This is a genomic window from Asaia lannensis NBRC 102526 (assembly GCF_024054035.1).
GTDB classification, from domain to species: Bacteria; Pseudomonadota; Alphaproteobacteria; order Acetobacterales; family Acetobacteraceae; genus Asaia; species Asaia lannensis.
The window spans coordinates 134,056-154,903 of the sequence record NZ_JAMXQU010000006.1; the positions used below are offsets into that span (position 1 = coordinate 134,056).

The 20,848-nt window shown below is 60.0% G+C and carries 20 protein-coding genes and 2 tRNA genes; 12 read left to right on the forward strand and 10 right to left on the reverse strand.

The genetic code is table 11. From position 1 onward, the window contains the following. Positions 1-46: 46 nt before the first annotated feature. On the reverse strand, positions 47-718 hold the full coding sequence (locus NF685_RS09795; protein ID WP_252849489.1) for a preprotein translocase subunit YajC: 672 nt from the start codon (positions 716-718) through the stop codon (positions 47-49). 232 nt (positions 719-950) lie between these two features. On the opposite strand from NF685_RS09795, the gene NF685_RS09800 reads away from it, so the two are divergent. After that, positions 951-3,140 carry a TonB-dependent receptor gene (locus tag NF685_RS09800; protein WP_252849490.1) on the forward strand — a complete coding sequence of 730 codons (2,190 nt, stop codon included), beginning with the start codon at positions 951-953 and terminating at the stop codon, positions 3,138-3,140. On the opposite strand, the gene NF685_RS09805 is transcribed toward NF685_RS09800, so the two are convergent. Beyond that, positions 3,113-4,102, reverse strand: a complete 990-nt coding sequence (locus NF685_RS09805) for a lysophospholipid acyltransferase family protein (protein WP_252849491.1) — start codon at positions 4,100-4,102, stop codon at positions 3,113-3,115. The genes NF685_RS09800 and NF685_RS09805 overlap by 28 nt on opposite strands. A gap of 387 nt (positions 4,103-4,489) precedes the next feature. Here NF685_RS09805 and NF685_RS09810 point away from each other — a divergent pair, with 387 nt between their 5' ends. Then, positions 4,490-5,023 carry an HdeD family acid-resistance protein gene (locus NF685_RS09810; protein ID WP_252849492.1) on the forward strand — a complete coding sequence of 178 codons (534 nt, stop codon included), beginning with the start codon at positions 4,490-4,492 and terminating at the stop codon, positions 5,021-5,023. Positions 5,024-5,129: 106 nt separating this feature from the next. Here the strand turns inward: NF685_RS09810 and trpA are convergent, their stop codons facing one another. Together trpA and trpB are read right to left on the reverse strand one after the other, a co-directional pair. Continuing rightward, a complete protein-coding gene (gene trpA, locus NF685_RS09815; RefSeq protein WP_252849493.1) occupies positions 5,130-5,945 on the reverse strand; it encodes a tryptophan synthase subunit alpha in 816 nt (271 codons plus the stop codon). After that, positions 5,942-7,168 (reverse strand): tryptophan synthase subunit beta, encoded by a 1,227-nt coding sequence (gene trpB, locus NF685_RS09820; protein WP_252849494.1) that lies wholly within the window; start codon positions 7,166-7,168, stop codon positions 5,942-5,944. Before trpB ends, trpA begins: the two co-directional genes overlap by 4 nt. A gap of 124 nt (positions 7,169-7,292) precedes the next feature. On the opposite strand from trpB, the gene NF685_RS09825 reads away from it, so the two are divergent. The 3 genes from NF685_RS09825 to rho all read left to right on the forward strand — a co-directional run bounded on the left by NF685_RS09825 (position 7,293) and on the right by rho (position 10,351). Beyond that, positions 7,293-8,279 carry a magnesium transporter CorA family protein gene (locus NF685_RS09825; RefSeq protein WP_222546225.1) on the forward strand — a complete coding sequence of 329 codons (987 nt, stop codon included), beginning with the start codon at positions 7,293-7,295 and terminating at the stop codon, positions 8,277-8,279. Further along, positions 8,276-8,833, forward strand: a complete 558-nt coding sequence (locus NF685_RS09830) for a hypothetical protein (RefSeq protein ID WP_252849495.1) — start codon at positions 8,276-8,278, stop codon at positions 8,831-8,833. Before NF685_RS09825 ends, NF685_RS09830 begins: the two co-directional genes overlap by 4 nt. Positions 8,834-9,055: 222 nt before the next feature. Continuing rightward, positions 9,056-10,351 carry a transcription termination factor Rho gene (rho, locus tag NF685_RS09835; RefSeq protein ID WP_222546223.1) on the forward strand — a complete coding sequence of 432 codons (1,296 nt, stop codon included), beginning with the start codon at positions 9,056-9,058 and terminating at the stop codon, positions 10,349-10,351. A 207-nt stretch (positions 10,352-10,558) separates the two neighbouring features. Here rho and NF685_RS09840 read toward each other — a convergent pair whose 3' ends face one another. Further along, complete coding sequence (locus NF685_RS09840; protein WP_222546222.1) at positions 10,559-11,005, reverse strand: methylated-DNA--[protein]-cysteine S-methyltransferase; 447 nt, start codon at positions 11,003-11,005, stop codon at positions 10,559-10,561. A 13-nt stretch (positions 11,006-11,018) separates the two neighbouring features. Here NF685_RS09840 and mnmE point away from each other — a divergent pair, with 13 nt between their 5' ends. From mnmE to NF685_RS09870, 6 genes are all read left to right on the forward strand, one after another. Continuing rightward, positions 11,019-12,323, forward strand: coding sequence for a tRNA uridine-5-carboxymethylaminomethyl(34) synthesis GTPase MnmE (gene mnmE, locus NF685_RS09845; RefSeq protein ID WP_252849496.1), 1,305 nt, complete (start codon positions 11,019-11,021; stop codon positions 12,321-12,323). A 7-nt stretch (positions 12,324-12,330) separates the two neighbouring features. Further along, positions 12,331-14,187, forward strand: coding sequence for a tRNA uridine-5-carboxymethylaminomethyl(34) synthesis enzyme MnmG (gene mnmG, locus NF685_RS09850; RefSeq protein ID WP_252849497.1), 1,857 nt, complete (start codon positions 12,331-12,333; stop codon positions 14,185-14,187). Further along, on the forward strand, positions 14,184-14,765 hold the full coding sequence (gene rsmG / locus NF685_RS09855; protein ID WP_252849498.1) for a 16S rRNA (guanine(527)-N(7))-methyltransferase RsmG: 582 nt from the start codon (positions 14,184-14,186) through the stop codon (positions 14,763-14,765). The genes mnmG and rsmG overlap by 4 nt, the downstream gene beginning before the upstream one ends. Next, the gene (locus tag NF685_RS09860) at positions 14,755-15,567 is read left to right on the forward strand and encodes a ParA family protein (protein WP_252849499.1); all 813 of its coding nucleotides are present in this window, start codon (positions 14,755-14,757) and stop codon (positions 15,565-15,567) included. The genes rsmG and NF685_RS09860 overlap by 11 nt, the downstream gene beginning before the upstream one ends. Continuing rightward, positions 15,564-16,448 (forward strand): ParB/RepB/Spo0J family partition protein, encoded by an 885-nt coding sequence (locus tag NF685_RS09865; protein WP_222546218.1) that lies wholly within the window; start codon positions 15,564-15,566, stop codon positions 16,446-16,448. The genes NF685_RS09860 and NF685_RS09865 overlap by 4 nt, the downstream gene beginning before the upstream one ends. A gap of 88 nt (positions 16,449-16,536) precedes the next feature. Next, positions 16,537-16,612 (forward strand) — tRNA-Lys (locus NF685_RS09870). A gap of 389 nt (positions 16,613-17,001) precedes the next feature. Here the strand turns inward: NF685_RS09870 and NF685_RS09875 are convergent. The 5 genes from NF685_RS09875 to NF685_RS09895 all read right to left on the reverse strand — a co-directional run bounded on the left by NF685_RS09875 (position 17,002) and on the right by NF685_RS09895 (position 19,662). Further along, positions 17,002-17,076 (reverse strand) — tRNA-Gln (locus tag NF685_RS09875). Between the two features lie 46 nt (positions 17,077-17,122). Next, on the reverse strand, positions 17,123-17,761 hold the full coding sequence (locus NF685_RS09880) for a TetR family transcriptional regulator (RefSeq protein WP_222546217.1): 639 nt from the start codon (positions 17,759-17,761) through the stop codon (positions 17,123-17,125). Between the two features lie 154 nt (positions 17,762-17,915). Further along, positions 17,916-18,710 carry a pyrroline-5-carboxylate reductase gene (gene proC / locus NF685_RS09885; protein ID WP_252849500.1) on the reverse strand — a complete coding sequence of 265 codons (795 nt, stop codon included), beginning with the start codon at positions 18,708-18,710 and terminating at the stop codon, positions 17,916-17,918. Then, complete coding sequence (locus tag NF685_RS09890; RefSeq protein ID WP_222546215.1) at positions 18,707-19,213, reverse strand: type III secretion system chaperone family protein; 507 nt, start codon at positions 19,211-19,213, stop codon at positions 18,707-18,709. Before NF685_RS09890 ends, proC begins: the two co-directional genes overlap by 4 nt. 164 nt (positions 19,214-19,377) lie before the next feature. Then, positions 19,378-19,662: an accessory factor UbiK family protein gene (locus NF685_RS09895; protein WP_222546214.1), complete on the reverse strand. Its 285-nt coding sequence runs from the start codon at positions 19,660-19,662 to the stop codon at positions 19,378-19,380. A 204-nt stretch (positions 19,663-19,866) separates the two neighbouring features. Between NF685_RS09895 and rfaD the strand changes: the two genes are divergently transcribed. Further along, complete coding sequence (gene rfaD / locus NF685_RS09900; RefSeq protein ID WP_222546213.1) at positions 19,867-20,847, forward strand: ADP-glyceromanno-heptose 6-epimerase; 981 nt, start codon at positions 19,867-19,869, stop codon at positions 20,845-20,847. Position 20,848: the final 1 nt, after the last annotated feature.

Genomic DNA, 20,848 nt, shown 5'->3' on the forward strand with positions numbered 1-20,848 from the left:
CAGGGCTGAGCCCTGCGGGAGCATTTCCTGTCAGTAGATGGCCGGTTTAGTGGGTGGTTGGTGCGGCTGAAGAGCTGGCCGGGGCCTGAACGCCGGTTTTCTCGGTTACGGAAACATCGCCGTTGACAGTGCGGTTCAGCACGGAGAACGAAACGGCATCCATGGTGGTGACGTCGACTTCGTCGCCCATTTTCAGACTGTTCAGCAGGGGCAGGAGTGCCTTCTGGCGGACGGTTATGGTGCGGGTGATATCGGCGTGATCGATGATCGTCACCTTGTGGGCGGCGGCATCGACAGCGACAACCTTCACGCGCTGACGCTGGAACGAGACGAGCGTGCCGTGAGGATGGCGGCGCGCATAGCCCTTGGCCGAGGATACCGTCGATTCAGGTAAGGGTGTGCCCGGTGCAGCGAGATCGGCCGCGAGTGTCTGGAAAAAACGGACAGCGATACGGTCGCCTTCCTCAAGGTGAGGCAGGTTCTTTGCATCTTTGGGAATGGTCAGGTTGAGAAGTCCGCCCTTCTGGTCGCGCAGAAGGAGGGTATGTGTTTCCGCGTCGATCGTCTCGACCGTGGCGGTCATGGTCTGGTTGCCCGTGATGACAGCCTGTGCAGCAGCGGAGGGCGCATGAAGCACGGCCGCAGGCGCTGCGAGAAGAAGGGCAGTCAATGCAGGGCGCAGCAGACGGCGTGTCGTGCGCAATGTCCTCAAAACCATGGGAGCGTTCTTGTCCTTCTTGGGTGTCAGTCAGGGCGATAGGATCGTCTCTCCCGTCTCGATACGGGGGAGCCGGACGATCTCAGGCTGCCCTATGTTGCCGCTTCTGAAAAGGGGCTGCGTGACGGGGAGCAACCGTTATGCCCGATGGGTGAGGACGCAGGATGACCGGCATCGGTGCAAGCGCCATTCCCGTGATGACACTACGCTCGTTTTGCGAGGATAACGGGGTATGACGCGCCGTTTTCCAGCTCTGTCTTTCCCTTGCGGTTTTGTACTCGCATTCATGCCTGCCTGCGGTTCCGTCTGGGCTGCACAGGCAGACAGTCTGCCGCCCGCATTGCAGAAAGCGCCTTTGCGGCATGAAGAAAATGTGACCGTGCGCGGCCGGCAGGCAGCGGGACTGGCTGCGGATTATCTGCGCTCTGCTGCGACACTCGGCCCACTTGGAACACGATCCATTCTGGAGACGCCGTTCTCGGTCATGACCGTCCCTCGTGACGCGATCGTGAACCAGCAGGCGCGGAATGTGAACGACCTGACGCAGTTCCTGCCCTCGGTTCAGCTTGAAATGAGGGGAGACCCCAATACCAGTCGTCCGCAATCGCGTGGGTTCGAGGCCGATGTCATTGCCAACTCCCGTATGGACGGGCTGAACATGGTCATCACGACCCCCTATGCGGCTGAGATGTTCGACTCGCTTCAGGTGCTTAATGGACTTTCCGGCGCGTTATACGGGCCGCAGAACCCGGCAGGCACATTCGATTATACGCTCAACCGGCCAACGGACCGACAACAGGAGCATCTCGTTCTGGGGGTGGATGCCACGGGCGCCCCCCTGGAATCGCTCGATGTTGCCGGACGGACAGGCGGTGGGAAGTGGTTCGGCTATCGTGTGACGATGCTCAACCAGTCAGGCACCAGCTACGCGCCGGGAACGCATCTGAGGCGCGGGATGATCGTCGGGGCGTTCGATATCAGGCTTGATGACAGGACACAGATCCAGATCGATGCCAGCCAGTACAGCTATGCCCAGCGTGGCTATGCGGGAGGGTTTACCTTTCCAACCGGCCTTGTCTTGCCCAGGGCGCCCGATCTGTCACGGCAGGGCTATGGGCAGAGATTTGCCGGATATAATGCGTCAACCGATACGGCGCTGATGAAAATCGTGCATCGCTTCGATGCAGACTGGTCGCTGACACTGGGCGGGCTTTATCAGGATGCGGGACGCAACGTGTTCGGTGTGACCAATGCGTTGCTGGATGCGGCAGGACGGTACCGGACCACGATTACAGCAGCGACGACCGCCAATGATTTCAGGGTCTGGTCCAATCTGGCCTATGTGAACGGACGGTTTCGCACCTGGCATTTCGACCATCGGGTCGTGCTCGGCTCGAACGGCTACAGCATGGGAAACTTCAATCCGACTGCAGGCGCCAGCACTGTTCTGGGAACGGCCAGTCTTGGCGCGCCTGTCGTCTATACCGGCACACAGCCCTATTTTTCGGGGCGCTACCGCTCTGCATCGATCCTGACCCAGTCCCTGCTGGCTGGCGATACGATTGCGCTCACGCGTCATGTCTCGGTGATGGGAACTCTGGGCTGGAGCTGGCTCGATACCATGAGCACTAGCAAGGCAGGGGTGACGACGGGTGCGTATCATGCCTCTGGCCTGTTCACCCCCATGACGAGCCTGATCTATCGTCCCGGCGCGCGTACCAGTCTCTACGCCACCTGGGGACAGGCCGTTCAGGCTGGACCCGTCGCACCGGCTTCCAGCCTGAATGCGAACGATGTTCTCGCGCCGCTCCGGTCGGAGGAATATGAGGTGGGCGCAAAGTATCGCCCTTCACGGGGATTGATGCTGAGTGTGGCGGCTTTTCGTATGACGCGCGATTTTGCTTTCACCGATCCGGCAAGCGGCCTGTTTCGTGAGGCTGGCGTTCAGCGCAATTACGGTATTGAAGGGCAGATTGCAGGGCGGTTGAACGACGCCCTGAGTGCGATAGGCGGTATGACCTGGCTCGATGCCCAGACAGGCAATACGGGTTCGTCCCTGACGTCGCACAAGCAGGTCGTCGGGGTGGCGCCGGTCCAGGCCAGCATGCTGCTCGATTATCACCCGCAATGGATGCGCGGTGCGGCGGTCAATGCCAGCTTTCATGTTGTGGGGCGGCGTGCTGCCGATAATGAGAACCGCAGTTTTGCAGCGTCTTTTACGACACTGGATCTGGGTGCGCGTTACGGGTTTCATGTGTATCGCACGCCAATGGTTCTGCGCTTTGGCGTGACCAATGTCACGAACGTGCAGTACTGGGCGTCTGTGTATCCCAGCTCGATCGACGGGGGGACGAACGCGACCAATTCAGCGGTGGCGGGCCTGCCCAGAAGCTTTCACGCGACGACCGAAATCGACTTCTGATCGGTTTCGCATTCCGGCTGATCGACCGGCGCGTGCCAGCCTTTTACCGTTTCATCATTCTGCCTGAGAGCCGCAGCCCCGTGCGCCACTGCGGCCCATGCCGCGTTGGCCAGCGCCTTGCGGCTGGGGAAGTTTTCGGGGGCGAGGGGTGGGTGCAACAAAATCGTGGCGCGCTTGTTGCGTCTCTTGAGGAACTGCCAGACATGCGGGCCGAGATCCATATCGCCATACCAGGCAAAAATGGCGCGTCGGGTGCGATGAACGGGCAGGCCTTCAAGCCGGTCATAAACCAGCGAGATGGGCTGGATGAGTGGTGTCAGCCCTGGTGGGTATGATGGCATGTCGACAGGGGGCGCGTTTTTCGGCAGGCGTGGCAGCTTGGCGATGGCGAAGAATGTCGACATGAAAGGCAGCACGCGCGATCCGTCCGACGACGTTCCCTCAGGGAACAGGATCAGGTTATCGCCGGTTGCGAGGCGGGTGATCATCTCGTCGCGCTCGCGCCCTGTCGTGCTTCTGTTGCGACTGACGAATATGGTCCGACCGATTTTGGAGACCAGCCCCATGATAGGCCAGCGTTCGATATCGCCCTTGGCAACGAAAACGGAATAGATCTTGGTCCCGAGGACGGGAATATCGAGCCAGGATGAGTGATTGGCGACATAGATCACCGGACGCTCGCCACGATCGCGTCCTTTCTGGCCGCCCACAGTGCCGACCGGTTCGCCGATTACCTTGATATCCAGATCGAGCAGTTTGCACAGCACGCCCCAGATAACGCGGGTCCAGCGTATTTTCAGCACGCCCGGAATGGGGAGGAGCAGGGCTTCGAAACCGACCGAAAGAGGTACCCAGACGACGACCCCAGCGAGACGCAGGCAGGCCTGCAGTGCCTCGACTCTCTGCCCCAGGCGGCCCGGCCCCGGATCGATGGTGTCCCGATCGAGAACAGGTCGCGTCATCTGACGCGCAGTCCCGTTCTTCTGGCGAGAAGGGTCTCGACGCGAGACCAGTCCGGCGAGCCGGTTTCGGAGGCGATCTGCACACATGACCTGTTCAATACTGTCACCGGGCAAATGTGACAATCTGTCGACCGACTTCTTCTTGTCCGTAAATGTTTCTGAAAACAGCACCTGTGCTTACGGGATGGTGCGGGTAGACGCAGTATTGAGGCGCATCCACAGGCATGTTTCACGTGAAACATCGCAGTGGCTCATGAGGGTGCGAAAGAAGGTAACGCATTGTTAACAACCCAATAATGCGCCTGCCGCGTCTCTGATGCGTAGAGACTGAAAAGAAAGGAAGAAAGCACTATGTCTGGCTTTAACCCCATACCCGGAATGCCCCCCATGAGCACCAAGCTCAAGCCGAACTGGTTTATCGGGATTGGCATTGTCCTGCTCGTTCTCGGGGCTGTGGCTCTGGTTGACGCGATCGTCGCGACTCTCGCGAGCGTGGTGGTTCTCGGGATGCTGCTGATCTTTTCGGGCGGGGCATATCTGGCGCAGAGTTTTGCGCATCGCGATGTGCCCGGATCACGCTTCTGGATGACCGCTCTCATGGGTCTTCTCTATGGCGTGAGCGGTATTCTGCTGATTCAGGAGCCGATTACGGGGTCGTTCTTTCTGACGGCGTTTATGGCGGGATGTCTTATGGCGTCAGGCGTCATGCGCGGCATCTGGGCGATGGGTAATCGCGATGTGCCCAATTGGTGGACCCTGGTGCTCAGCGCTGTCGTGTCGCTGCTGACGGGTATTTTTATCTTCGTTACGCTGCCCTGGTCCGGTCTTTGGCTGATCGGCACGTTTATCGGGGTCGAACTGATTTTCGGTGGCGTGTCTGCAATCTCGTTCGGCTCTGCGCTCAAACACAACACACGCTGAACCTTCAGAAGCCTTTAAAAACCGGAAAGCCACGTTGAACCCGGTTCAACGTGGCTTTTTTATTTCGGTGCAGATTTCAGGATCTGTGTCGGGTCCGGTCCTATTGTCAGGCTCCACGCACGGCGCGTGCGATGGTCGAGAGCTGCTCCAGTACGGCTGGCACCGTAGAGGCTGTGGCCTTGCCATTGTCGAGCGTCTCGGCAAGCGTGGCGATCAGGGCTGAGGCCACGACAGCTGCATCGCCCACAGAAGCCGCCTGCTTCGCCTGTTCGGGTGTGCGAATGCCAAAGCCTATGGCAACAGGCAGATGGCTGACAGCCCGGATGCGTGGCAGGGCTGCTGACAGTTCGTCATTGCTGGCCGTGCGCGTGCCGGTAATGCCGGTGATGCTGACATAATAGATAAAGCCCGAGGCGGTATCGAGCAGATAGGGTAGACGTGCATCCGGCGTGTTCGGGGCAATCAGCTGAATGAGGTCAAGGCCGCAGCGCTGTGCATCATCGGCCAGCAGATCGCTTTCTTCCTTGGGGAGGTCGACAATGATCAGCCCATCGACGCCGGCTTGTGCTGCATCGGTACAGAAGCGGGCAGGGCCGTAGCTATCGATCGGATTGAGATAGCCCATCAGGATGATGGGTGTCTCGTTATCGCCCTCACGAAAAGCGCGCACCATGTCGAGCACGCCTGCCAGTGTGGCACCGGCCGTCAGGCCGCGTCTGGCTGCAGCCTGAATGGTCGGGCCATCGGCAGAAGGATCGGAAAAGGGAACGCCGATCTCGATCAGGTCCGCACCGGCTTCGGGCATGCCTTTCAGCAGTGCGAGCGAAGTCTCGAGATCGGGGTCGAATGCCTGAAGATACGGAATGAGTGCCCCGCGCCCCTCGGATTTGAGGGCGTCGAAACGGGCCTTGATACGACTCACAGCGCAACTCCCAGATGCTCGGCGACAGTAAAGATGTCCTTGTCGCCACGGCCGGACAGGTTGAGAACGATAATCTGATCGGGGGTCATGGACGGCGCGATTTTCATGACCTCTGCCAGACCATGGGCACATTCCAGCGCAGGAATAATGCCTTCTGTGCGTGTCAGGAGCTGGAACGCATCCAGTGCCTCCTTGTCTGTCACACCGACATATTCCACGCGACCGATATCGTTCAGCCAGGAATGCTCCGGTCCGATGCCCGGATAATCGAGACCGGCGCTGATCGAATGCGCCTCGGCGATCTGACCGAACTCATCCTGAAGCAGATAGGTGCGATTACCATGCAGCACGCCGGAACGTCCACGTGAAATGGAGGCTGCGGTGAGACCGCTATCGAGGCCATGACCTGCGGCCTCGACGCCGATCATCCTGACGGCGTCGTCATCGAGGAAGGGATGGAACAGGCCCATCGCATTCGAACCGCCACCGATGGCTGCAACCAGAACGTCAGGCAGACGACCTTCTGTGGCCAGGATCTGCTCGCGCGTTTCGATGCCGATGATGGACTGGAAATCGCGCACCATTTCCGGATAGGGGTGCGGCCCGGCAACCGTGCCTACCAGAAAATAGGTGTCATGCACGTTGGCTACCCAGTCGCGCATCGCCTCGTTCATGGCGTCCTTGAGTGTGCCAGACCCTGCCGTGACTGGATGAACCTCGGCGCCGAGCAGATGCATGCGAAATACGTTGGGTTTCTGCCGCTCGACATCGACCGCACCCATGTAGATTTTGCATTTCATGCCGAACAGGGCGCAGACCGTGGCTGTTGCCACGCCATGCTGTCCGGCCCCAGTCTCGGCCACGATGCGTGTCTTGCCCATGCGTCGTGCCAGAAGGATCTGGCCCATCACATTGTTCAGCTTGTGCGAGCCGGTATGGTTGAGCTCTTCGCGCTTGAGATAGATCTTTGCGCCGCCAAGCTCTTCACTCAGGCGCTTTGCATGCCAGAGCGGGCTGGGGCGGCCCACATAGTCGCGGAAATAATAATCGAGTTCGCGTCTGAATTCGGGATCGGCCTTGATGGCCTGATAGGCTTCTGTCAGATCCTGCACCAGAGGCATGAGGGTTTCTGCCACGAACTGACCGCCGAAACTGCCGAAACGACCGCGTTGGTCGGGGCCGTTGCGCAGGCTGTTGGGGCGAGGCGGAACTTCAGAACTCATGGCAAATTTCCTGTCAGGGACATGGATCGACACGGCGAGCGGGTTTCTGCGATACCAGAGGGGCGGCGTTGCGTCCATTCTTGTCCCGCAAGGGAAAGCGTCCGAGCCAAAAAGGAAAAACGAGATGTTTCTGGCCCATCCTGTCGGGCAACCCGTTCATGAAATTCTGGCCGCAGATGACGCGAAAAATGTGACATGGCTCGATCTGGTCGAGCCCACCGAAGACGAGATCCGTCTGTCCGAAACCATGCTGGGGATTACCCTGCCACGCCGCGATGCGCTGGAAGAGATCGAAAGCTCGTCGCGTCACTACAAACGGGGCGATGTCATCTATCTGTCCATGCCCTTGGTGCGCATGGTCGATGGTGTGCTGACGACATGGCCAGTCGGTATGGTGATCACACCGGACAAGCTCATCACGCTGCGTTATGCGAGCTATACCGCCTTCGAAACCATGAGCCGCGATCTGGCGGCCGATAATGCCGATTTTGCCCTGTCCGACGTACCGGAGCTGACGATCCATCTGCTTGAGACGATCGTCAACCGTCTTGCCGATATTCTCGAAAATGTCGGTCATGCGCTCGATGCGATCTCACGTACGGTCTTTGCCGCCAAAAGGCCGAACCGACGCGTGCGCAGTGCCGAATTGCTGCGACAGACCCTGCGCGAGCTGGGCGAGAGTGGCGATCTGACATCGTCGATCCGGGAAAGTCTTCTGGGGGTGGATCGCATCGGTATGTATCTGGGCGATGCGCGTTATTTCGAGTTTCGCGATACGCTTCAGATGCGGCTGCGCATTCTGGGGCGCGACGTCGCCTCATTGAGCGATTACGTCGTTCAGATGACGGCGAAGGTCCAGTTCCTGCTGGATGCCACGCTCGGTTTTATCAGTATCGACCAGAATAACGGCATGAAGCTGCTGACGGTGGTCAGTTTCGTGGGGATCACGCCTACCTTGCTTGCGGGCGTGTACGGCATGAATTTCAAGGTGATGCCGGAACTCGATTGGCGTTATGGCTATTACTATGCTTTGTGCCTGATGCTTGCCTCGGTGGCCGTTCCCCTTTTTATATTCTGGCGCCGGGGCTGGTTTGGAGATCGCTCATCGTGAACCGCCTCGCTCTGACCCTTCCTGTCCTATGCCTTGGGCTTGTGGCCTCTCAGGCCATAGCACGCCCGGTTCTGCAGCCGACAACGGAGCAGGCCCAGGCTGCGCTCGACCGCTTAGCACGGGAGCCGCTTCGCTATGAGGGCGAGAGCATGGTTGCGCCGGATTTTCGCCAGGCCCCCGGTTATACGGGCAGGCAACCCACGCATGTCCTGATGGGGTACCGGGTGGAAGGGACGCGCCTTTCGGGTGAATTCGTCGTTCTCGATGCCGATAACCGCCCGCTTCAGGCAGCCCCGCTTACCGGGCAGATTGCGCAGCAGGGTTCTGGCAATGTCGGTTATCGTGTTGCGGGTCACCCAGCCGGACCCATGCCATGCACGATCGATATCGCGCTTCCCAAGCCGCTTCATCTGGATGGACAATGCGCACCGGCCATGATTTCAGGCGCCTATGCCGAACGTGTAAAGGCGTCACCTCTGATGTTCATTATTCCGGGGCTCGGGGCGTCCGAAACGACATCGGGACAGTATATGATGAAGCCTTGGCGCGGTTGATCGGAACTATTGACAGAAAGCGTTATTTCTCATTAGATTGAGACGCAAGAGCCGCTGGTTTTCACTTATGCGGCCTTTCTCAAGACCCTTTCGTCTTCGCTCATCGTCGGGCCCGTTTCTGCGGCCCATCTGACGGGGCATTCTTTCACGATCGATCATCTGTCACGGGTGCGGCTCTCCGTCTTCCGGGCAGTGGACTATAGCCCATCTAAGGCGCTTTTCATGCATCTTGCTGAACTCAAGAAAAAAACACCTGCCGATCTGCTGGCCTATGCTGAAGAGCTGCAAATCGAGAATGCCTCCTCGATGCGCAAGCAGGACATCATGTTCGCCATTCTCAAGACCCTGGCGGATAACGAGCAGGCCATTTACGGCGAAGGGACGCTGGAAATCCTGCCGGACGGTTTCGGTTTCCTGCGTTCGCCCGAAGCGAATTACCTGCCCGGTCCTGACGATATCTATATCTCCCCCGCCCAGGTCCGTCGCTTCAGCCTGCGCCCTGGCGATACGGTCGAGGGGCAGATCCGCGCGCCGCGCGACGGCGAGCGTTACTTCTCGCTCCTCAAGGTCAACACCATCAATTTCGAAGAGCCTGACGCCGTCCGTCAGCGCATCAACTTCGACAATCTGACGCCGCTCTATCCTGAGCGTCGCCTGCGTATGGAAGTCGAGCAGACCGGCACACCTGAGCCTCAGCCCACGGGCAAGGGCAAGAAAGACCAGCGCGATTACACACCGCGCGTGATCGATCTGGTGGCGCCCATCGGCATGGGGCAGCGCGCCCTGATCGTGGCACCCCCGCGTACCGGCAAGACCGTGATGCTGCAGAGCATCGCCTCGTCGATTTCGGCCAATCACCCCGATGTGTTCCTGATCGTTCTGCTGATCGATGAACGCCCCGAGGAAGTGACCGACATGGCCCGCTCCGTGCGCGGCGAAGTTGTGTCCTCGACCTTCGACGAGCCAGCGACACGCCATGTGCAGGTCACTGAAATGGTGCTTGAAAAGGCCAAGCGTCTGGTCGAGCACAAGCGCGATGTCGTCATTCTTCTCGACTCGATTACCCGTCTGGCACGCGCCTACAACACGGTTGTTCCGTCATCGGGCAAGGTGCTGACCGGCGGTGTGGATGCCAACGCACTGCAGCGCCCCAAGCGCTTCTTCGGTGCGGCCCGTAATATCGAGGAAGGCGGTTCGCTCACCATTATCGCGACTGCGCTGATCGACACCGGCAGCCGCATGGATGAAGTCATCTTCGAAGAGTTCAAGGGCACGGGTAACTCCGAGCTCATCCTTGATCGCAAGCTGGCCGACAAGCGGACCTTCCCGGCAATCGACATCACCAAGTCGGGCACGCGTAAGGAAGAGCTTCTGGTCGATCGCGCTTCGCTGTCGAAGATGTGGGTCCTGCGTCGTATCCTTGCGCCGATGGGCACGATGGATGCCATGGACTTCCTGCTCGACAAGCTGAAATACAGCAAGACGAACCAGGATTTCTTCGACGCCATGAACAACTGATCTGGTTTTCAGGTCATGAAAAACCGCCGGAGGCTCACGCTTCCGGCGGTTTTTTTATGGGGTTTTATTCCGTACCCTGCCGACGGATGATGTCCTCAGAAGAGAGGCCCGGTTACGCACTGGACATCGAAGGGTTCTGTCCCTTCTCAGATGAGGGGTAGAGCCCTGTGTGAACCGGACCACAGCAGGGGGGCTGTCCTGTAAAAGCTAGATCGAAACCCCTTCGAGGCGCAGAAGGTAGCGTTTGTCGTCCAGACCGCCTTCGCCTGAATATCCGCCCAGATGGCTTTTGCCGAGAACGCGATGACAGGGGATCAGGATGGGAATGGGATTATGGGCCATGGCTCCGCCAATGGAACGGGCTGAGCCGCCAGCTTTTGCGGCGAGTTCGGCATAGCTGACAGTCTGGCCATAAGGCACATCGCGCAAGGCCTGCCATACGGCTTTGCGATACGCTGTGCCCCAAGGAGCCAACGGAAGGTCGAAACTTTCTGCCTCGCCGTCGAAATAGCGTTCCAGCATGGTCTGGGCACGGGTAAGGAGAGGCGTCTTTTCCTGATCGCGCCCCCAACCCCAGTCGAGGGCAACGATAGCGCCCTCATCTTCGCTGAGTGTAAGAGGGCCGAGAGGAGAATGAAGCGAGAGCTGGGGCATAGAAGGAATTCACATGGTTGACGCGATGGAACGCCCGGGTGAGCGCAGGGGCGAGGTGATTTTCGCTCTGGCTACGGGAACCGGGCGGGCGGCTATCGCTATCATGCGCGCAAGTGGCTCCGGGGCTCAAGAGGTGCTGGCGGCACTATGCCGTGGGCGTCTGCCTGCACCGCGCCACGCGAGTTTGCGGGCGCTCCATCATGACGGCGACCATCTGGATGATGCCATGGTGTTATGGCTGCCGGGCCCACGCTCCTATACGGGTGAAGACGGTTTCGAGCTGCATCTTCATGCGGGTCCGGCTGTGATCGACCGTGTCGCCATGGCGCTCACGGCACTCGGTGCGCGTCCGGCAGAGCCGGGTGAATTCACGCGTCGTGCCGTTCAGGCGGGGAGGCTCGATCTGCTTCAGGCCGAGGCGATTGCCGATCTCGTCGATGCTGAAAGCCAGAGTCAGCGTCAGCAGGCGCTCGCCCAGGCCGATGGGGCACTCAGTCGGGTTTACGAGGGCTGGAGCGCGCGGCTGAAAACCCTGCTCGCGCATCAGGAGGCCCTGATCGATTTCCCTGACGAGGACCTGCCAGAGGCTGTGGAGCTGTCACTGGCGCGTACGCTGGATGGTCTGCGCGATGATCTGCGTGGGCATCTGTCAGACAGGCGAGGCGAGATTGTCAGGCGAGGTCTTACTGTCGTGATCGCAGGCGCCCCCAATGTCGGCAAGTCGAGCCTGCTCAATTATCTGGCAGGTTACGATGCGGCGATCGTGACCCATCGTGCCGGTACGACGCGCGACGTCATTGCCATAGACTGGCTGTTTCATGGCGTGAGGCTGCGTCTTGTCGATACTGCAGGGTTGCGTGAGACCGATGACGAGATCGAGGCTGAGGGCATAAAACGGGCATTGTTTCACGTGGAACATGCCGATCTCGTCGTGCATGTCATGGCGGGAGAGGCCGAAGCCCCGCTGCGACCGGACGCGCTGATCGTCAGCAACAAGATCGATCTGCACCCCCCTGTCGGAGCGGGGCTGGGGTTGAGTGTTCAGACAGGCGAGGGGATGGTCGATTTCGAAGCGGCCCTTGCAGAGCGCATCACGGCTTTGACATCCGGCGTAGGCGCACCCCTGACACGTGCACGCCACAGGGCAGGGATTGAGGAGGCATTGCTCTATCTCGATCAGGCCAGAGAAGCGACATGGCCGGAGGTGAGGGGCGAAGCACTCCGTCTGGCCATGCGTGCTCTTGGGAGACTGACCGGACAAGTTGATGTCGACTCCCTGCTCGATGTGATATTCGGACAATTCTGCATTGGTAAATGAGGCGTGTGTGAGCGAGTTTGATGTTGTCGTCATAGGCGGAGGGCATGCAGGAAGTGAGGCTGCAGCGGCCTCGGCGCGTTTCGGCGCGCGTACGCTTTTGCTGACCCAGAAACCCGAGATGATCGGAGCCATGTCGTGCAATCCGGCGATCGGCGGCATCGGTAAGGGGCATCTGGTGCGCGAGATCGATGCGCTCGATGGATTGATGGGGCGCGCGGCAGATCGGGCAGGGATCCATTTCAAGCTGCTGAACCGTTCCAAGGGGCCAGCCGTACACGGCCCCCGCGCTCAGGCCGATCGCTTCCTGTATCGCAATGCCATCCAGGCGCTGCTGAATGCCACGCCGAACCTGACCATTCTGGCCGGTGAGGCCGCCGATCTGAATGTGGAAGACGGGCGTGTGACCGGGGTCGTCTGCGAAGACGGTCGGGTCTTTTCATGCGGGGCGGTGGTCGTGACAAGCGGCACGTTTTTGCGCGGCGTTATCCATATCGGGCACACGCAGGAACAGGCAGGGCGCATCGGTGAGCGTCCGGCAGCGCGCCTGGGCGAACGGCTCGAAGCGCTGGGTCTGCGCATGGGGCGGCTCAAGACCGGCACGCCGGCGCGTCTTGCGCGCGAAAGCATCGACTGGGACTCGCTGGCCGAGGACAAGGGCGATGAAGTGCCCGAACCGTTCAGCCGTCTGACCGATCGGATCACGACAGATCAGCTCTCCTGCCGGATCACGAGCACTACCCCGCAGACGCATCAGATCATACGCGATAACCTCGCGCTTTCAGCGCTGTATGGTGGCGCTATTGCGGGCAAGGGACCGCGCTATTGCCCCTCGATAGAAGACAAGATCGTCCGCTTCGGCGAAAAGGACGGCCATCAGATCTTTCTTGAGCCGGAGGGCCTGCCGGGCAATCCGGGGGGCGATCTGGTCTATCCGAATGGTATCTCGACCAGTCTGCCTGCCGATATCCAGGCCCTGATGATTGCGTCGATCCCCGGGCTCGAAAAGGCGCGTATCGTTACGCCGGGTTATGCGGTTGAGTATGATTATGTCGATCCACGCGAGCTGGCGCCCAGTCTGGCGCTCAGGGCGATGTCGGGGCTTTACCTTGCCGGTCAGATCAATGGAACGACCGGCTATGAAGAAGCCGGGGCGCAGGGGCTTCTGGCAGGGCTTAATGCTGCGCGTTTCGTTGCGGGAAATGATGCGCTCGTTCTGGGGCGCGATCAGGCCTATCTTGGCGTGATGCTCGATGATCTGACGCTGCAAGGCGTATCCGAGCCTTATCGTATGTTCACCTCGCGCGCCGAATACAGACTGAGCCTGCGCGCCGATAATGCCGATTTGCGTCTGACGGAAATCGGCATGCGTATGGGATGCGTGGGCACCGAACGCTCCGCACGCCTGCAGGAAGACCGCGATGCGATTGCTGCAGCTATGGAGCAGGCCCGTCTGACTGTTTTTGCGCCGCAGGATCTGGCAGCGCAGGGGGTGGCGGTCTCGCAGGATGGGCGCAGACGTTCGCTGCTGGACGTTCTGTCGGGTCAGGCCGATGAGGCATCGGCCATGCGTCTCGCGCCATGGTTCGGTGCGCTACCCTTGCGTGTGCGTCGCCATGTGGAGACTGAAGCCCGATATGGCGGGTATCTGCAGCGTCAGGAGCGGGAGATCCGCCAGCTTGCAAACGAAGCGCAGATCGCGCTGCCTGACGATCTCAATTACGGACGTATCGGAGGATTGAGCAGCGAAATGAAAGAACGCCTGTCTCTGGCAAGGCCGGCCAATTTTGCCGCAGCTCAGCGCGTACCCGGTGTCACGCCTGCGGCCATGATTGCACTCCTTGCGCATGTGAGGGCCGTTGCATGAACGGGGTTTCACGTGAAACACGCGACCGGCTTGAGGTCTTCGCGTCACTGCTGGAAAAATGGAATGCCCGGATCAATCTGGTCAGTCCACGCGACATGCCCCATCTGTGGGAGCGTCATATTGCCGACTCACTCAGGGTCGTTCCCTATATCGTACCGGGGTCGCGCGTGATCGATCTGGGCTCGGGGGGTGGATTTCCAGCGCTGATGATCGGTATCGCCTGCGATGCCGAAATGGTCATGGTCGAATCGGATCAGCGCAAATGCGCTTTTCTGCGTGAAGCCGCGCGTGCTTGCGGCGTCAGGGCCACCGTCGTGCCAAAGCGTATCGAACAGGCTGAGCTGGCCCCTGCGCCCTATGTCACGGCGAGGGCTCTGGCTTCATTGACGCAGCTGCTGGAGTGGAGCGCGCCTTTTCTTCTGCCTGAAGGGAAGGCGCTGTTTTTGAAGGGGAAAAATCTCCCCGACGAGTTGACCGAAGCCGAACGGTGCTGGCACATGCAGCACAGAATTCTGGACAATCGCGCTGCTTCGGGCGGCGCCATCATCGAGATAAGCGATATCAAACGTGTCGAATAACGACACGGGCAAGAAGGCCCGTATTCTCGCCGTCACCAACCAGAAGGGGGGTGTGGGCAAGACCACAACAGCGATCAATCTGGCAGCGGCGCTGGCAAGTACGCAACGCGTGCTGCTGGTCGATCTCGACCCGCAAGGCAATGCCTCGACCGGGTTGGGTGTCGATTACAACACCCGTCAGATCGGCAGCTATGCCGCCCTGATGCAGGAAGCGCCGCCCGAAAAGCTGCCGCGTCCGACCCAGACACCCAATCTCGATATCATCGTGGCCAATACCGATCTGGCTGGCGCAGAGATCGAGCTGATTGGAAGCGATCGTCGCGAATTTCGCATACGCGAGGCGCTGGAGGCTCTTTCAGGGCGCTACGACGTCATTCTGATCGACTGCCCGCCGAGCCTCGGTCTGCTGACGCTCAACGCGCTGGTTGCTTCGGATGCGGTGCTGATCCCGCTGCAATGCGAATTTTTCGCGCTGGAGGGAATCAGTCAGATCGTGCGTACGGTCGATCGCGTGCGTCGCGCCTTCAATGCCGATCTGCATGTGGCAGGCATCATTCTCACCATGTACGACCGGCGCAACAACCTGTCCGAGCTGGTCGCGGCTGATGCACGCAACTTCTTCGGCGATCAGGTGCTTGAAACGCTGATTCCGCGCAATATCAAGATTTCCGAGGCACAGAGCCATGGCTGCTCCGTGTTGGAGTATGATCGTCGCAGCAGCGGGGCTGCCGCCTACCTGGCTCTCGCTCAGGAAATCGCCCAGCGTCTGGGGCTTTCCAACCAGAAAGGGGCTCAGTCATGAGCAAGAAACCGGCTCCCCGTCTTGGACGCGGTCTTGCCGCCCTTCTTGGCGATCAGGCCATCGACCTGCCACGCACTCCCGGACCTGCACATGAGGCGGCTCCAAACCCGTCCATGCTCGGTGTCGATCTGCTGGCACCAGGCCCTTTCCAGCCTCGTGTGGACATGGATGAGGGACGCCTGAACGAACTGGCCGATTCGATACGCAGTCGTGGTGTGCTGCAGCCCATTCTCGTTCGTCCGGATCCGGAGCAGAAAGGGCGTTACCAGATTATCGCGGGTGAGCGTCGCTGGCGTGCCTCGCAGCGTGCCGGTCTGCACGAAGTCCCTGTCCATGTGCGTCTGCTCGACGATGCCGATGCCATGGCCGCGGCACTGGTAGAGAACCTGCAACGTGCAGACCTCAACGCGATTGAAGAGGCAGAAGGCCTGCAACGCCTGCTGACGGACTACGCCCTGACACAGGAAGAACTGGCCGGGGCGGTTGGCAAATCCCGTCCGCATATCGGCAACATCCTGCGTCTGCTCAACCTGCCTGAAGCCGTCCGCCAGAAAGTGCGTGACGGGCTGCTGAGCGCAGGCCACGCTCGAGCCCTGTTGGCGCATCCCGATCCCTGTGCTGCCGCAGATATCGTGATCGCACGCGGGCTCAACGTACGTCAGACCGAAGCCTTGGCCCGTCAGACACCTAAGGCCGAGCAGGCGGAAGCCAAGCCGCCGAGGGATAATGAGCTGGTACGTCTGGAACGCGATCTGGCAACGCGTCTGGGTCTGAAGGTCAAGATCGAGTTCAATGGCAAGGGGGGGTCGCTTCGTCTGGACTACCGCAGTCTCGATCAGTTCGATGCCCTGATGCGTCTGCTTTCACCAGAGTCGAGCTGAAGTTGGTTTCGTATGCGGAATAGTGCATTTTTCCTCTTGCTGCCTGTTCCGCCCTTTGTTAGAAGCCCTCTCACCGGAGCGGGGCTATGGGCACATAGCTCAGTTGGTAGAGCAGCTGACTCTTAATCAGCGGGTCCAAGGTTCGAGCCCTTGTGTGCCCACCATCGCCCCGCCGGTACCTTTTCCTGATAATATGCTTGCCAGATACGATAGTTCAGAGCGCTCTGCGCTTCTGCTTATCGTGTTTCCGTGCGTCTTGCCCTGTTTATCTGGCAGCCTTCACTCGCGACCTCGTATGGTGAGCTGTTTCTGGAGCCTGAAATTTCCACGTAAGATTTTCGCGCGCCAGCCGGCAAGCCGCCTGCACAGACTTCAGAAGGCTCCTGTCGAGCCGATATCCGATGAGGCCGATAGAGGCAGGATAGCTCTGGCGTTTCGCGTTGGAACGGCTGCGAGGCAAGCGCAGAAGACCGGAGGAAACGCACATGCCGAAAACGGGTTCGTGCGGCTGATTACAGCCAGGGTGAAGAATTCGATTTTCTGAAAAAAGCGCTGGCTGGGATGGGAGGGATCGAACCTCCGAATGGCGGAATCAAAATCCGCTGCCTTACCGCTTGGCTACATCCCATCGCGTTGAAGGGCTTTTAATCTGCCTCTTCGCGAACGTAAAGCTCTTATGTTTCCAGTTCGAGCGGGTGATCTGCAATGCCGCTGCGCTGTCCGGCTTCTTCAGCAAGACGGTCAGGCGAGGGTTTGAGCACGCCAAAGCGCTCTGCCTTGTCCAGCGCCTGATCGAGGGCTGCCATTGTCTGCGAAAGGTCGGCGCTTTCGTCTTTTTCCCAGGCGCGAAGGGCAAAGCCCCAGACCCCTGCAAGGCCGTTCAGGCGCATCTTGCCACCGAGGCCGGTGCAGTCCACACCCGCCACATCGGCCATCCAGCGCATTGTGTCGAGTGTGGCCGCGCCAAGCAGCACAGCCAGACCAGGTTCGGTCGGCAGGGCCTGCAGGACAGCCCGTATGCCTTCGCGATATTGCTGGAACACATCGAAGCGGCGCATGAACAGATCGAACACACGCTCGCGTACCGTGCCGCTCAGCCCGTCGTCACGGAAGGCCGATTCATCGGCAAGACGACCGAGACGGAACAGCAGGCTGTGGCGGAACGGAAAGCGCGCCCTTACCTCATCGATCGGCAGACCGGCACGCTGTGCAGCCTCGACAAGCGAGAAGCGCTGCCAGCCCTTTTCTGCAGCGGCGGAGAAGCCTGCATCCAGAAGTGCCAGATCAAATTCTTCGCGGTCGATATCCGTCATAAGCCCGTTCCTGTCATTCTGAGAGCGATAATACCCGATGGGCGTATGGTGACAATCAAATGACAGACAAAAGAGCAGGGTTCTGGCGGTGTTTTATACCCTGAAGCAGTGTCTGGCCTGTTTCAGGGCGCAGAGCCGGAGCGCGCTCCGAAGCTCAGGAGGCCATTTCACGCGAGCGTGCCATGGCCTTGTCGACTGCCTCGGTCATTGCGGCAGGCCAGGCATCGGGAGCCATCAGAACCTCGAGTGCCTTGGCTGTCACGCCATTGGGGCTCGTGACATTCTTGCGCAAGGTCTCGCTCTCTTCTGGCGAGGCTTCAAGAAGTGCGCCGGCACCCGATACCGTTCCTCGTGCAATGAGCCGCGCTGTTTCGGCAGGCAGACCCACGCGCAGGGCTTCCTTTTCCAGTAGCTCTGCAAGAAGAAAAACATAAGCGGGGCCGCAGCCTGAAATCGGGGTCAGGGCTTCGAGCTGTTCTTCATTCCCGACCCAGGCGACATCGCCCACCGCAGAGAGCAGGGCCGTGCAGAGACTGCGCCCTTTCTCGTCCAGATCCGGGCTGCACACGCCGGTCACGCCCTTGCCAATGGCCGCTGGCGTATTGGGCATGGCGCGCACGATTCTGGTGCTGGCCTCGTGACAGGCTGCACGCAGACTGTCGATCGTGCGGGCAGCAAGCATCGAGATGAGAATGGTCCCGTCAAGGAACGGATGGAGCGAGGAGAGGGCCTCTTCCATACCTGCCGGTTTGACCGCCAGAACGATGATATCCGGCTTGAAATCCGCGGGGATATCCTCCGGTCGCCGCACGACGCGATGCGGTGCAGGGGGTGCCTCGCAGCGTCTGTCCAGAATGACGGAAGGGGCGAGGCCCCGCTCCAGCCATCCCTGCCACAACGCTCCACCCATTTTACCGCATCCGACAAGCAGAAGAGAAGGCAGGCTCATGCTTCACCTGCACAGTCGAGCATGGCTGCTTCGAGAGCCTCTGCGGGGGATTTGCCGCTCCAGAGCGTGAACTGGAAGGCGGGGTAGAACCGCTCGCATTCCGTAATGGCAATATCGATCATGTCTTCCATGCTTTCTGCAGCAAGGCTCGTGGCACCACGCAGCAGGACGGAATGCCGGAAGACAGGCGTTCCCGTTTCGAGATCGAGGCTGAAATGCCCGATCCAGAGGCGTTCGTTGGCCAGCGCGATGAGTTCGTAAAGCGCCTTGCGTCGATTGGCAGGAGCCCGCAGGTCGAACGTGCAGGTAAAATTCATGGCAGCGATCTCACGCGACCAGGAAAAATAAAGCCCGTAATCGCACCATTTTCCCGGTGCCTCGGCCGCCATTTCCGAATCGGTGCGACGGTCGAACGCCCAGTCATGGCCGCAGACGATCTGCTCCATGACGTCGAGCGGGTTGGTATCCTGATGCGAGGAGGAGGAGATGGATAGAGCAGGCATGCGGGACTCCCTGGGCCGGTGATGCGCGGGACGAGGCGACGCGACGCGCATCAGGATGTCTGCAACGATATGAAAATCCGCAAAATCAGGTCCTGCGAATCGTCATATCAGGTCACGTTACGTATGCCCGGCCTCCGTTGCAAGGATGCTGGCATACGCGTTTGTCAGGCGTGGGGTGTGGGGGCGGTTACGGCCTTTTCCAGATCGGCCAGACGCTCTTCCATGCGGGCGATGCGTATATCGGCATCTTCCTGTGCCATGCGTGCGCGGGTGGCGAGTTCGCGCGCAACGTCCAGCTCGTCACGGCGCACTAGATCGAGCGACGAAAGGGCCTCGTCGATACGGGCGCGGACCATCGCGTGGATTTCCTCGCGCAGCCCTGTCAGAGCCGAAAAGGCGCCTCCGGCGACACCTGCAAGATCATCGAAAAAACGGGGCCGGTCTGCCATGGTGCTATCCTTGCTGTCCTGTCGCCCGGTCTGTGTTCCGGGCGGTGATGATGCCCCCGTGCGGCCAGAGGGGCGTGTGCTGCCCAGACTGACTCTCACATCTTCCGGCTGCAACGCGGCACGGTCCGATCGGGATGCCGATGCCGCGTTTTTCTCCTTCCGGTGTGGCTTGGAGGTTGCGTTGCGGCGTCTTATACAGGTTCCATGATGATCGTCACCGGCGGCGCCGGATTTATTGGTTCGTGCCTGGTTGCAGCGCTCAAGGCGCGCGGTGAGGCTGTCGCGGTTGTCGACCGCCTGCGCGATCAGGGCAAATGGCGCAATCTCGCCAAACATGCCCCCGATCGGCTGATCGATCCCGATGCACTCGATTCCTTTCTGGCCAATGCGACCGATATCGAGGCCGTGTTCCATATGGGTGCCATCAGCAGCACGACTGCGCGCGATGGCGATCTGGTCTGGCGCAGCAATGTCGACCTGTCGGAAACGCTGCTCGACTGGTGCGCTGTGCGCGATGTGCCCTTTTTCTATGCGTCGTCGGCAGCGACTTATGGCGCCGCAGACAGGCCGGAGCTGTTTTCCGACGCACCCGACCGGCTCGATACGCTCAGGCCGATGAATCTTTATGGCTGGTCCAAGCATGTGTTCGACCAGCATCTTTTTGCACGTCTGGACTCCGGGGCGTTGATGCCGCGCCAGTGGGCCGGTCTCAAATTCTTCAATGTCTACGGACCCAACGAGTACCACAAGGGATCCATGATCTCGGTCGTCAAGGTCAAGTATGACGAGGTCATGCGCGGCGCACCCGCAAGACTATTCCGCTCCGACCGCGCCGATCTCGCCGATGGCGCGCAGGCGCGCGACTTCATCTGGGTGGGCGATCTGATCGATATCATGCTCTGGCTGTACGACCACCCCGGTGTCAGCGGGTTGTTCAATTGCGGCACGGGTACGGCGCGTACCTATGTCGATCTGGCCAATGCCGTCTGCGATGCAGCGGATGTGCCGCGTCGTATCGAGTTCATCGATATGCCTGAAGCATTGCACGGCCAGTACCAGTCCTATACCTGCGCCGATATGACCCGTCTGCGCGCGGCCGGGTATGATCGCCCCTTCACGACGCTGGAAGAGGGCGTCACGCGCTATGTGCGCGACTTCCTCGCGACGCCCGACCCCTATCTGTAAA